The sequence below is a fragment of the uncultured Methylophaga sp. genome (assembly GCF_947259025.1).
Lineage (GTDB): Bacteria > Pseudomonadota > Gammaproteobacteria > Nitrosococcales > Methylophagaceae > Methylophaga.
Window position 1 is genome coordinate 174,769 of sequence record NZ_CAMYKO010000006.1, and the last position, 12,519, is coordinate 187,287.

Here is a 12,519-nt window from a genome sequence, read left to right on the forward strand (position 1 = left end):
TTCGCCGACGGATCGTATTACAAATTACAATGAAAAAATTACTGCAGTTGCTGGTTATGCTGTGTTTGTCATCGGCTGCGATGGCAGAAACATTCACCATTGAAGATATCCGGGTACAGGGGCTACAGCGCATTTCAGCCGGTACCGTGTTTAACTACCTGCCGGTCAAAGTCGGCGATGAAATGACCGACAATGATGCCCGCGGCATTATTCGTTCCCTGTTTAAGTCCAAGTACTTTGATGATGTTCAGGTTGAGCGAGACGGTAATGTGCTGGTGATCATCGTCGATGAGAGGCCAGCGATATCCAGTATCGAGTTGATTGGTAATAAAGATATGGACTCGGCGGAACTGCTCAAGTCCCTGCGTGACATCGGTTTTGGCGAAGGCCAGGTGTTCGAGCAGGCGATGCTGGAGCGGGTCGAGCTGGAACTGGAGCGACAGTACTTCAGCCGCGGTAAGTATGGTGTGGCAATTGAATCTGAAGTGACGCCCTTGTCACGCAACCGGGTCGCGATTCAAATCACCATGGCCGAGGGTGTGGTGGCGACCATCAAGGACATCAATGTTGTCGGGAATAATTCCTTTGAACAGGATGACCTGACCGCAGATTTCCAGACCACCACCGGTACTTTATTATCCTTTATTACCAAGGATAACCAGTATTCCAGGCAGAAACTGTCTGCCGACCTGGAAACCTTGCGTTCATTCTATCTGGACCGCGGCTTTGTCGATTTCACCGTGGAATCTACCCAGGTTTCCATCAGCGATGATAAGAAAAATATCTTTATCACCATTAATATCAGTGAAGGTGATAAGTACAAGATCAATGAAGTGCGTCTGGCAGGTAACCTGATTGCGCCCGAGCAGGAATTGTTCAAGCTGATCACAATCAAACATAACTCAGTCTTCTCCCGTAAAGCCATTACCAACAGTACTGAGAATCTAACCAGCCGTCTGGGCAATGATGGTTACGCTTTTGCCAATGTGAACGCGGTGCCTGAAATTGACCGTGAGGCAAAAGAGGTCGATCTGACATTCTTCGTTGACCCCGGGCGACGTGCTTATGTCCGCCGTATAAATATTTCTGGTAACAGCAAGAGCCGTGATGAAGTACTGCGCCGTGAATTCCGTCAGCAGGAGTCTGCGTGGATCTCAACCGAACAAGTGGAACAGTCCAAGCAGCGAGTGTCGCGCCTCGGTTATTTTGAGGATGTCAATGTTGACACCATTCCGGTTCCGGGTGTTCAGGATCAGGTGGACCTCGACTTTAGCGTTAAAGAAACGGCATCTGGTAGCTTGTCAGCCGGTGTGGGTTTTTCTCAGTCTGATGGCCTGATTTTCAACGCCAATATTACTCAGAAAAACTTCCTGGGTAGTGGTAAGCACATCCGTTTCGGTTTCAATAACAGTAGTATCAATACCGTCTACAGTTTTGGTTACACCAATCCATTTTTGACTGTTGACGGGATCAGCCGTGGCTTTAACGCCTTTTACCGTAAGACTGATGCCGATGAGGCGAATATTGCCCGTTACACATTGGATGCTTTCGGCGGTGATATGACCTTCGGTATTCCCATTTCGGAAGAAAACCGTATTAATCTTGGCGTGGGTTATGAACATACCGAAGTGGATTTGCCGAGTTTTCGCAGTGAGCGGATCACCCGCTATGAAGAATATCTGGAGCGGGAAGGTAATACTTTTGATACAGTGACGCTGAACCTGGGTTGGTCCAGCGATAGCCGTGATAATGCGCTGTTGCCGACCAGTGGTATCAGTCAGAGCGTGAGTGCTGAGGTGGCGGTTCCGGGACCATCTCTGCAGTTCTATAAACTGCGCTATAAGGTTAACGCCTACCGGCCGATTAGTGACTCTCTGACCTTTGCGGTTCGTGGTGAGTTTGGTTATGGTGACGCCTATGGCAGTACCGAGGAATACCCCTTCTTCCAGAACTTCTATGCCGGTGGTATCCGCAGTGTGCGTGGTTTCCAAGCCAATACGCTGGGGGTAAGAGAAAGAACACCGGATGGGGATGACGAACCACTGGGCGGTAACCTGCTGGTCACCGGTGGTGCCGAGGTGATCTTCCCAGTACCCTTTACAGATAATAAACTGAAATCCTTCCGCCTCAGTGCGTTTACTGATTTCGGTAATGTTTATGATGTTGATCAGGATTTTGATGCCGGCCTGCTGCGTTATTCAGCCGGTCTGTCCGCAATCTGGATTTCACCGTTTGGTGCCATGTCATTCAGTATTGCTGCGCCTATCAAGAAAGAAGATGGCGATGAGACCGAGGCATTCCAATTCTCGTTAGGATCGACGTTTTAATTAACTTTTGGAGTTGAGTGTGAAAAATATGAAGTTTATTTGGCTGTTGTTTGCATTGATGATTGCAGCACCTGCAAGTTATGCCGCTGACCTCAAAATCGGTGTTGTTAATGCCGGCGCGGTATTGGACAAGTCGCCGCAGAAAGCGGCAGCACTGGCCCGACTGGAAAAAGAGTTCTCTTCCAGAAGCCAGTCGCTTGAGGCCAAGCACAGAGCACTCAGAGCGGCGCAGGATAAACTGAACAAAGATGGTGCCATTCTCAGTGCCGATGAGCGACGTGAAAAAGAACGTGAGATTCTCAGTGATCAACGTGAATTACAGCGTCTGCAGGATGAATACAGCGAAGACCTGTCGATTCGCCGCAATGAAGAACTGCGCGAGCTTGAGAAAGATATTGCTGAAACCATTGTCGACCTGGCCAAAAAAGAGTCTTATGACATGATCCTGTACCAAGGTGTTATTTTCGCCAGTGACAAGGTGGATCTGACTGACAAAGTGCTGGAAATGCTTAAAACAAAAAACTAGAGCAAACGCGTGAGCAGGACCTTAGCGCAGATAGCGCAATACGTTAATGGTCAGGTTGTCGGTGACCCCGATTACCTTGTCCACAGTGTCGGTACGCTGACACAGGCCGGGCCTGAACAAATCAGCTTTCTGGCCAACAAAAAATACAGGAAGTTTCTGCACACCACCCGAGCCGGTGCTGTCATTGTGACCACCGGCCTTGGAGAGGATTTATCTTGTAACCTGATAGAGGTGGCCGATCCCTACGTAGCCTATGCGAGGATCGCTGCCATGCTTCACCCCGAGCCTTTCAAACAGCCAGGCATTCATCCTTCTGCCTGGGTGCATCCGGATGCCGAAATTGCCGATAATGTCAGTATTGGTCCGCAGGTGAGCATTGAAGCCGGGGTCAAGATTGGCCGCGATAGTGTTATCGCAGCTGGCTGTGTGCTGGAAGCCAATGTGAAAGTGGGGCAAGACTGTCGTATCAAACCCAACGTTACCCTGTGTCATGAGGTGATGATTGGTGACCGGGTCATTATTCACCCGGGTGTGGTTATTGGCGCTGACGGTTTTGGTATCGCTAACGACAACGGCCAGTGGATCAAGGTGCCACAGGTCGGCAGTGTCAGGATTGGCAATGATGTTGAAATCGGTGCCAACACTACCATTGACCGTGGTGCAATAGATGACACCGCCATCGCTGATGGCGTCAAACTCGATAACCAAATACAAATCGCCCATAACGTCATCATCGGCGAACACACCGTCATTGCCGGTTGTGTCGGTATTGCCGGCAGTACCCGTGTTGGTCGCCACTGTGCCATCGGTGGTGGTACCGGTATCGCCGGCCACATTGAAATTGCTGATGGTGTGCAACTGACCGGTATGAGCATGGTCACCAAATCAATTACTGAGTCCGGCGTATTTTCGTCGGGCATACCGGCTGAACCAGCCAAGCAGTGGCATAAAAATGTGATCCGCTATCGGCAGATGGATAAACTGACTGAGCGGGTAAAACAACTGGAAAATCAGCTGAAAGACTAATATCGGAGGCCTGTTGTCGTGCCTTGTGCTTTACCGCCAGAGTGACTCAAAGTAAGATTGTTGCTCTTTTGTTAAAACGATGAGTCCAAGGGTTTTGGTTTGAACACGATTGATATACATGAAATTCAACGTCTGTTACCCCATCGGTATCCATTCCTGCTGATTGACAGAGTGATTGAATTTACCGCGGGTGAGCATCTGGTTGGCATTAAAAATGTCAGCTTTAACGAGCCGCACTTTACCGGCCATTTCCCACAGCGTGTTGTCATGCCTGGTGTATTGATACTGGAAGCCCTGGCTCAGGCCACCGGCCTGCTGGCATTTAAAACCGCTGATGCGATTCGTTCTGACGAGGCACTCTACTATCTTGCCGGCATTGATAATGCCCGCTTCAAAAAGCCGGTGGAACCCGGTGATCAACTCAAATTGGAAGTGAAGCTGATCAAAAACAAGCGCAATTTGTGGAAGTTCAGCGGTGAAGCCAGTGTTGACGGTGAAGTTGTAGTCAGCGCTGATATCATGTGTGTTAACCAAGAAATGCCCAAGTGATTCATCCAAGCGCCATTATCGACCCTTCAGCTGTCATCGCAGATGACGTCAAAATCGGCCCGTTTACGGTTATCGGTGCCGGCGTGGAAATTGGCCCCGGCTGTGAGATTGCCTCACACGTTGTCATTAACGGCCCCACCCGCATTGGTAATAACAACCGGATTTTCCAGTTTGCCTCTGTCGGTGAAGAACCGCAGGACAAAAAATACCACGGTGAAGATACGTTGCTGGAGATTGGTGACAACAATCTGATCCGCGAATCAGTCACCATCAACCGTGGTACCGTTCAGGGCGGCGGTCTGACCCGCATTGGCAATAACAACTGGATCATGGCTTATGTGCATATTGCCCATGATTGCCTGGTGGGGAATGACAATATCTTTGCCAATAATGCCTCACTGGCCGGTCACGTTTTGATCGATGATTATGTGATTCTGGGTGGCTTTACCCTGGTCAGCCAGTTCAATTATCTGGGCTCATACAGTTTCAGTGCCATGGGCAGCGTGATTTCACGCAATATCCCGCCTTATGTGCTGGTCTCGGGTCATATGGCCAAACCGGTAGGGGTCAATGTAGAAGGGCTGCGCCGTCATCAATACAGTGACAAGCAGATAAGGAATATCCGTCAGGCTTACAAGCTGATCTATCGCTCTGGTCTCAAACTGGAAGAAGCCCAACAAAGCCTGATGAAAATTGAACAGGAGTCTGATGAGCTGGAGAGTCTCAAGGATTTCCTCAATAAGCAGGAAGGTGGCATTATCCGGTAGCTGCAAAAGCAGCTACCGGTGCGCATAGCCTCAGTCGTTATTAGGCGAAGCGTTGATTTTGTGAATACTCAGATCTGCACCGATGTATTCTTCTTCCTGACTCAGTCGCAGACCCATCAGCGCCTTGATCAGTCCGTAGACGATAAAGCCACCGATAAAAGCAACCAGCACGCCCAGTGTGGTACCAATCAGTTGTGATACCAGGCTGACACCGCCCATGCCGCCCAGCGCGACCTGTCCGAAAATACCGGCGGCAATACCACCCCAGACGCCACACAGGCCATGCAGTGGCCACACGCCCAGTACGTCGTCAATTTTCCACTTATTCTGGGTAAGCGTGAATGTCCAGACAAACAGGCCACCGGCAATCAGACCGGTTGTCAGTGCACCAAGTGGGTGCATCACATCGGAACCGGCACAAATCGCGACCAGACCAGCCAGCGGACCATTATGAACAAAGCCCGGGTCATTACGTCCCATCAGGCAGGCTGCCAGGATACCGCCGACCATCGCCATCAGCGAGTTAACAGCGACCAGACCGCTGATGCCGTCAATTTCCTGTGCTGACATCACGTTAAAGCCGAACCAGCCAACACTCAGGATCCAGGCCCCCAGTGCCAAAAATGGAATACTGGAAGGTGGATGGGCATACATTTCGCCGGCTTTGCCATAGCGACCATGACGTGGACCCAGGTGCAGAACAGCGGCAAGGGCAATCCAGCCACCAACGGCATGCACTACCACTGAACCGGCGAAGTCATGAAAACCGGCACCAAACTGATTGCTGAGCCAGTCCTGGATACCAAAGGCACCGTTCCAGGTAATGCCCTCAAAAAACGGATAAACAAAGCCAGCGATAAAGAATGTCGCGATGAGTTGAGGGTTAAAGCGGGCACGCTCGGCGATGCCTCCGGAGACAATAGCCGGAATCGCGGCAGCAAAGGTCAGCAGGAAAAAGAACTTGACCAGCGCATAGCCGTTGGCTTCAGTCAGAGCCGGTGCTGCTTCAAAAAAGTTGAGCGAGTAGGCGATGCCGTAGCCGATAAAAAAGTAGGCCATGCTGGAAACAGCGAAATCGACAATGATCTTTACCAGCGCATTGACCTGGTTTTTCTTGCGTACTGTGCCCACCTCGAGAAAGGCGAAACCGGCGTGCATGGCCAGAACCATGATAGCGCCGAGCAGTATAAATAAAACATCAGTTGCGTTTTGCACAATCTTGTCCTTTTTTGGTTATGGTAGAGCACCAAAATAGCAAAAGTTGCACCAAAATAGACAATGTAGTGATTTCAATAAGATAGCGAAGCGGTGTGCAAAACTTGTGCATTGAACCGCGTGATTATGGTGCGTTTTATGTTTTTACCGCACTATATTAGTGCAAAAATGACTGGCTGCAGCGATGTCCACAAGCCGATGATAAAAACGTATAATCTTGGGTTTTGAATATGACAGTCTGTGAGCAATCAGTTTAAGGAGACAGCATGGATATCTATGCATCTGACGAAGAAAAAGCAGAAGCAATAAAACAGTGGTGGCGTGAGAACGGCCGCTCCGTCATCGCCGGTATCGTGCTGGGCGGTGCCGCAATTTTTGGTTTCCGTTACTGGATGAATTACCAGCAGGTGCAGACTGAACAGGCTTCCGTGATGTACCAGCAGGCAGCTATTCAGCTCAATCAGTCTGAGCCTGAACAGGCTCAGAAGACGGTCGATCAGTTAATGCAGGATTACGGCTCAACGGCCTACGCAGTGTTTGCGGCTTTGGAAATGGCCGAAAAAGCCGCAGCTAAGGGTGATAACGACACAGCCGTTTCACATCTTAACTGGGTTATCGATAAGGCCAGTATGGCCAGTCATCGTGAACTCGCCCGTTTGCGTCTGGCACAACTGCATTTCAGTGCCGGCGAACTGGAACAAGCCTCAGCACTGGTGGAACAGGCAGAACTCACGGCTTATCAATCTCTGTTTGCCGAACTGCAAGGTGATATTAAACTGGCGCAGGGTGACACCGCCGCTGCGCATTCGGCTTATCAGCAGGCGATGCTGACGCTGGCCGTGGGCGAGCCCAGACAATCTCTGTTGCAAATGAAACTGGATCAAGTGGCGGTGGCAGATGAAGGTTAATCGCTTTATACCGGCTCTGCTGTTGCCTCTGCTGCTCAGTGGCTGCGGGACCCTGTCTGGTCTGTTTGAAGAAGAGGTATACGAAGCTCCACCCAGTGAACTGACTGATTATACCCCGGAATTTCAGGCCGAGGTGTTGTGGGACAAAGGGGCCGGTGACGGTGCCGGTGAGACCAACAATGCGCTGGGTGCCTGGTGGCAGAACGATAAAGTCTTTGCAGTCGATCATGAAGGTGAAGTGCACGTCTTTGATGCCAGCAATGGCCGCCGTTTATGGGAAACCGAACTGGATCAGAAAGTTATCACCGGTGCCGGTGGTGGTATGAATATGGTGCTGGTCGGCACGCAGAAGGGCGACCTGATTGCACTCAATGAGGAAGATGGTGAAGAACTCTGGCGCAGCCGCCTGACCAGTGAGGTATTGGCGCGTCCTACGGCTGCTGATGGGGTGGTAGTGGTTCGTACTGCCGATGGCCGAGTCAGTGGTCTGGCATCCGGTAGCGGTGAAGTGCAGTGGTCTTATCAGCGTAGCGTTCCGCTGTTGAGCCTTCGTGGTGCCGGTGCGCCGGTCATCGCTGACGATAAGGTCGTCGCCGGTTACGACAACGGTAAGCTGGTCGCTTTATCGATCATTGATGGCAGCGTGATCTGGGAGAAAAGCGTGGCTGTGCCGCGTGGCCGTACCGAACTGGATCGCCTGGTTGATATTGATGCCGACCCAGTCGTCATTAATGACACCGTGTATGTGGTGACTTACCAGGGTAAGGCTGCCGGCATCGATCTCAACAGCGGTCAGACGCTGTGGTCGCGTGATATGTCATCACAGGCAGGATTGGACGCCGTTTACGGTGATGCTGTCTATATGACTGATGATGAGGGCAATGTCTGGGCGGTTCAGGATGGCAGCGGCGATGCGCTGTGGCGTCAGACCCGTCTGGTAAGAAGACAGGTTACCGGCCCTGCCGTAGCCGGCGATTATGTTGTGGTGGGGGATCTGGAAGGCTATCTGCACTGGATTGCCCGTGATGACGGCCGGTTTGTCTCTCGTCAGCAAATTACCGATGCAGCCATTCGCAGCCAACCGCTGGTGATTGATGGCGTGGTGTATGTGACTGCGGTGGATGGTACCGTTGCAGCGGTACAGGTGCCATCACCTTGAAACCTGTCATTGCGCTGGTAGGCCGACCCAATGTCGGTAAATCTACTATTTTTAATCGTCTTACCCGCAGCCGCGATGCGCTGGTCGCCGATTTTTCAGGGCTGACCCGTGACCGGATATACGGCACGGTGCGTGAGGAAGGGCTCGACTTTATCCTCATTGATACCGGTGGCCTGACCGATCAGGGCGATAATATGGCAGACCTCATGCGCAAGCAGGCGGAACTGGCCATAGAAGAAGCCGATCTGGTGTTGTTTGTAGTGGACGGCCGGGCTGGTCTGATGCCGGCTGATCATGATGTTGCCCAGCAACTGCGTAATCAGGGCAAACCAGTCTCGTTGGTCATCAATAAAACCGAAGGCGAGCAGCGGGAAATGGCGGCAGCCGAGTTTTACTCGCTGGGTCTGGGGGAACCCCTGGTAATTTCGGCGACTCAGGGTCGCGGTATCAGCGATATTTTCGACCAGGTCGCTACCACCTTACCGACTGCCAAAGTTGTCGACACTGCGCCGGATGCTTCGGAAGATGAGGTTAAAGCGGAAGATATCCGCCTTGCCGTGTTGGGCCGTCCCAATGTCGGTAAATCCACCCTGATCAATCGCCTGCTGGGTGAAGAACGGGTGGTGGCTTATGATGAACCCGGCACCACCCGCGATAGCATTCATATTCCGTTTGAAAAAGACGACGTCAATTACACGCTGATCGATACGGCGGGTGTCAGAAGACGTTCCAAGGTCTCGGAGAAGTTGGAAAAGTTCAGCGTACTAAAAACCTTACAGGCGCTGGAAGATGCCAATGTGGTCATGTTGGTGCTGGATGCTCACGAAGGCATCGTCGAGCAGGATCTGCATCTGGCCGGACTAATCATTGAAAGTGGCCGTGCCGTGGTGCTGGCGGTGAACAAGTGGGATGGGCTGGAAAAAAGTGAGCGCGAATGGGTCACAGCCAACGTGGAACGCCGGCTGCCATTTATGAACTTTGCCAAAACGCATTTTATCTCGGCACTGCACGGCAGCGGCGTGGGCTTGCTACTCAAATCGGTCAGACAGGCATACCAGTCTGCGATGACTCGGGTGCCGACTTCTCGACTTACCCGTGTTTTGGAGGACGCAGTGGCGGACCACCAGCCACCACTGGTTCGTGGCCGCCGCATCAAATTCCGTTACGCGCACATGGGGGGCAAAAACCCGCCACGTATTATCATTCACGGTAACCAGACGGAATCTACCCCCAACAGCTATAAGCGCTATCTGGAAAATTTCTTCCGCGAGGTGCTGAAGTTGCAGGGCACACCGGTGATGATTGAGTTCAAGACCAGTGATAACCCTTACCGTGACCGTAAGCCTAAGCCGCCTGAAACCACAGCCAAGAGGCAAAGACCACCACGTCACAGTCGTAAGGGCTGATCAGAGTATGCCCTGATCGTCGCCCATCAGGTTATCCAGATCATTAAGCTGGCCGCGAATTTTTTCGCGGTTGGCCAGTTTTTCCCGGGCTGCCGGCGGCAGATCGGTAAACAGGATGACCTCTTTATCTATCAGCGTGTGAATCAAGTCCTCCAAAACCCGAACCAGGCTCAAATCGGATACTGACAGAGCAGCTCGGGCTGCGTCCGGGTCATCGGATTGCTTCAGAAAAGCAATCAGTTCCGCTGATTCAATGGAAAGATATTCCTCGGCCCCGTTCTGTGCGGCATCGAAGACTTCGATGATATTTCCCTGCTCATCTCTTTTTACATAGGCCATAAAGTTGGGCTCCGGCGTTGGCTGCTTGGCTTGGAATTATTGTATAGTGGGCTTTACAGTAAAACAAAAAACTGTGAAACTCATCAAATTAATGACATCACGACCAGCAATAGATGTAGACGGAGCCAATCATCAACGTGAATAAGCAAGCACAATGGGAGGCAGAGGACAGCCACCACAGTTTTGATGATCCATTGCTGGGATGCCTGACAATCCTCTCCAAAATTCTCAACAAGCCCCACAGCCCCGATTCCCTGACAGCCGGCCTGCCGCTGGTCGATAACCGCCTGACCCCCAAGCTGTTTTCACGTGCCGCTGAACGTGCGGGTCTGTCTTCCAAAGTGGTTAAGCGTTCATTACGCAAGATTTCCAATCTGGTATTACCTGCGGTGTTGCTGCTGGAAGATACTAATGCCTGCATCTTGCTGGAAGTGAAAGGCAAAAACGCTAAAGTGATATTCCCTGAGAGCGGCGAAGGCGAATCAGAAATCAGCGTCAAGGAACTGGAAGACGCCTACAGCGGCTACGCGATTTTTATCAAGCCCGTTCACCAGTTCGATAAGCGCACCGAATTTACGGCTATCCCCAAAGCCTCACACTGGTTCTGGGGCACCATCATGCGATTCTGGCCTATCTACAGCGAAGTGTTTATCGCCTCGATTTTGGTCAACAGTTTTGCTCTGGCTTCGCCTTTGTTCATTATGAACGTCTATGACCGGGTGGTGCCCAACCACGCGACTGAAACCCTGTGGGTACTGGCGATTGGTGTGGCGACGGTCTTCGTGTTTGAATTGCTGCTGCGAACGCTCAGGGCCTACTTTATCGACATGGCCGGTAAACGTGCCGATGTGATGTTGTCTTCAAGTATCTTTGAACGTGTCATGGCGGTGAAAATGGCAGCCCGCTCTAACTCGGTGGGTTCTTTTGCCAACAGCATGCAGGAGTTTGAATCATTCCGTGATTTCTTCACCTCGGCGACGCTGACCACACTGATTGATTTGCCATTTGCTTTCCTGTTTATCGCCGTTATCTGGATGCTTGCTGGGCCGGTCGCCTATATTCCTCTGGCAGTGATTCCGCTGACTATTCTGGTCAGTCTGATTATCCAGATCCCGCTGGGTCGAACCATTCAGCACTTGTTCCGGCACTCCGGCCAGCGCAGTTCTACACTGATAGAGACGCTGACCGGGCTGGAAACCATTAAAAGTATTGGCGCCGAAACACCCGTTCAGCGCAAATGGGAGCAGACCGTCGGCTTTATGACTAAATACAGCCAGCGGGCACGCTTGCTGTCATCCACGGCCATAAACTTTACGTCTTTTCTGCAGCAGATGGCAACGATTTCAGTGGTGGTCTACGGGGTATATCTGATTACCGAAAACGAAATCACCATGGGTGCTCTGATAGCCAGCACCATCCTTACCGGCCGTGCGCTGGCCCCGATGGCACAGATGGCCGGTATTCTGACCCGCTATCACCAGTCCAAGGCTGCACTGAAATCGCTCAACTCACTGATGAATCTGCCGGTGGAGCGGCCGACTGGCCGTGAGTTTCTGCATCGTCCTGAGTTCAAGGGCGGGGTAGAGTTTAAAAAAGTCAGTTTCCGTTATCCCGAGCAGCCGCTGGATGCCTTGAGTGAAGTGTCATTCAGCATCAAACCCGGTGAGAAAGTCGCTTTTATCGGTCGTATTGGCTCGGGCAAAAGCACTATCGAAAAACTGATCCTGGGTCTGTATGAGCCCGATGATGGGGCGATCATGCTCGATGGCACTGATATCCGCCAGGTTGATCCGGTCGATTTGCGGCGTAACTTCGGTTATGCACCCCAGGATGTAGTCCTGTTCTACGGCAGTATCCGTGACAATATCACCATGGTGGCGCCGTTTGCAGAAGATGAAGCCGTGCTCAAAGCCGCTGATGTGGCCGGTGTTACCGAGTTTGTGAACCGCCACCCCTCCGGTTTTGATATGCCGGTAGGCGAGCGGGGCGAGGGGCTTTCCGGTGGTCAGCGGCAGAGCGTGGCTGTGGCCAGGGCCTTGTTGCTCAATCCGCCGGTGATCGTGCTGGACGAGCCTACGAACGCCATGGATAACAGCACAGAAGAGCGTTTTAAGGCCAAGCTATCACCGGAGCTCGAGGATAAAACCCTGCTGCTGGTCACGCACAAAGCTTCTTTGCTGAGCCTGGTCGATCGCATCATCGTGATGGATCAGGGGCATCTGGTTGCCGATGGCCCGCGCGATCAAATCCTCGCTGCCTTGAAAAAAGGCCATATCAAAGTTTCAAAAGGTTAAGAC

Annotated in this window: 11 protein-coding genes; 9 read left to right on the forward strand and 2 right to left on the reverse strand. The window is 51.8% G+C overall.

From position 1 onward, the window contains the following. Window positions 1-29: 29 nt before the first annotated feature. From bamA to lpxA, 5 genes are all read left to right on the forward strand, one after another. On the forward strand, window positions 30-2,327 hold the full coding sequence (gene bamA / locus Q0X64_RS10855) for an outer membrane protein assembly factor BamA (RefSeq protein WP_297812695.1): 2,298 nt from the start codon (window positions 30-32) through the stop codon (window positions 2,325-2,327). 28 nt (window positions 2,328-2,355) lie between these two features. After that, a complete protein-coding gene (locus tag Q0X64_RS10860; RefSeq protein ID WP_297812698.1) occupies window positions 2,356-2,853 on the forward strand; it encodes an OmpH family outer membrane protein in 498 nt (165 codons plus the stop codon). Window positions 2,854-2,862: 9 nt separating this feature from the next. Next, on the forward strand, window positions 2,863-3,879 hold the full coding sequence (gene lpxD, locus Q0X64_RS10865; protein ID WP_297812701.1) for a UDP-3-O-(3-hydroxymyristoyl)glucosamine N-acyltransferase: 1,017 nt from the start codon (window positions 2,863-2,865) through the stop codon (window positions 3,877-3,879). Window positions 3,880-3,978: 99 nt separating this feature from the next. After that, window positions 3,979-4,428 carry a 3-hydroxyacyl-ACP dehydratase FabZ gene (gene fabZ / locus Q0X64_RS10870; protein ID WP_297812704.1) on the forward strand — a complete coding sequence of 150 codons (450 nt, stop codon included), beginning with the start codon at window positions 3,979-3,981 and terminating at the stop codon, window positions 4,426-4,428. Then, window positions 4,425-5,195 carry an acyl-ACP--UDP-N-acetylglucosamine O-acyltransferase gene (gene lpxA, locus Q0X64_RS10875; protein ID WP_297812707.1) on the forward strand — a complete coding sequence of 257 codons (771 nt, stop codon included), beginning with the start codon at window positions 4,425-4,427 and terminating at the stop codon, window positions 5,193-5,195. Before fabZ ends, lpxA begins: the two co-directional genes overlap by 4 nt. A 30-nt stretch (window positions 5,196-5,225) precedes the next feature. On the opposite strand, the gene Q0X64_RS10880 is transcribed toward lpxA, so the two are convergent. Next, on the reverse strand, window positions 5,226-6,410 hold the full coding sequence (locus Q0X64_RS10880; protein WP_297812710.1) for an ammonium transporter: 1,185 nt from the start codon (window positions 6,408-6,410) through the stop codon (window positions 5,226-5,228). Between the two features lie 266 nt (window positions 6,411-6,676). Here Q0X64_RS10880 and Q0X64_RS10885 point away from each other — a divergent pair, with 266 nt between their 5' ends. Genes Q0X64_RS10885 through der form a run of 3 tightly spaced genes read left to right on the forward strand, consistent with a single transcriptional unit; the run spans window position 6,677 to window position 9,883 of the window. Beyond that, on the forward strand, window positions 6,677-7,318 hold the full coding sequence (locus tag Q0X64_RS10885; RefSeq protein ID WP_297812713.1) for a tetratricopeptide repeat protein: 642 nt from the start codon (window positions 6,677-6,679) through the stop codon (window positions 7,316-7,318). Beyond that, window positions 7,308-8,477, forward strand: a complete 1,170-nt coding sequence (gene bamB / locus Q0X64_RS10890; protein ID WP_297812716.1) for an outer membrane protein assembly factor BamB — start codon at window positions 7,308-7,310, stop codon at window positions 8,475-8,477. The genes Q0X64_RS10885 and bamB overlap by 11 nt, the downstream gene beginning before the upstream one ends. Then, on the forward strand, window positions 8,474-9,883 hold the full coding sequence (gene der, locus Q0X64_RS10895) for a ribosome biogenesis GTPase Der (protein ID WP_297812719.1): 1,410 nt from the start codon (window positions 8,474-8,476) through the stop codon (window positions 9,881-9,883). The genes bamB and der overlap by 4 nt, the downstream gene beginning before the upstream one ends. Here the strand turns inward: der and Q0X64_RS10900 are convergent, their stop codons facing one another. Beyond that, window positions 9,884-10,222: a hypothetical protein gene (locus tag Q0X64_RS10900; RefSeq protein WP_297812724.1), complete on the reverse strand. Its 339-nt coding sequence runs from the start codon at window positions 10,220-10,222 to the stop codon at window positions 9,884-9,886. A gap of 137 nt (window positions 10,223-10,359) precedes the next feature. On the opposite strand from Q0X64_RS10900, the gene Q0X64_RS10905 reads away from it, so the two are divergent. Beyond that, entirely contained in the window at window positions 10,360-12,516 is a 2,157-nt protein-coding gene (locus tag Q0X64_RS10905) for a type I secretion system permease/ATPase (RefSeq protein ID WP_297812728.1), read from the forward strand. Window positions 12,517-12,519: the final 3 nt, after the last annotated feature.